This is a genomic window from Pseudomonas viridiflava, from assembly GCF_900602065.1.
Lineage (GTDB): Bacteria > Pseudomonadota > Gammaproteobacteria > Pseudomonadales > Pseudomonadaceae > Aquipseudomonas.
Window position 1 is genome coordinate 1 of record NZ_UWFN01000368.1, and the last position, 307, is coordinate 307.

Below are 307 nucleotides of genomic sequence, written 5' to 3' on the forward strand. Positions count from 1 at the left end.
CTGCCCCTGCTGCTGGTCATTGGCGGCTATGCGATTGCGTTCTGGATGCTGATTCTGGTGATGCGCACCATTCCCGTCGGCACCACCTATGCCATCTGGTCGGGCATGGGCATTGTCATGGTGAGTATTGCGGCATTCCTGGTCTACGGTCAGAAACTCGACCTGCCCGCTCTGCTGGGCATGGGAATGATCGTGGCGGGTGTGGTGGTCATTCAGGTGTTCTCGAAAACCGCCGGGCATTGAAAGTCCGTTCCCTTATAATGGCTGCAACCTTTACTCACTGAGGTGCCCATGCCATCTGTTATTT

1 protein-coding gene is annotated in these 307 nt (G+C 55.7%); it reads left to right on the plus strand.

Going from position 1 to position 307, the window contains the following annotated elements:
- Positions 1 to 243 (plus strand): SMR family transporter (locus EE949_RS29005; RefSeq protein ID WP_122667427.1); only part of this gene is annotated, 243 nt, incomplete at its 5' end.
- Between the last annotated feature and the right edge of the window lie 64 nt (positions 244 to 307).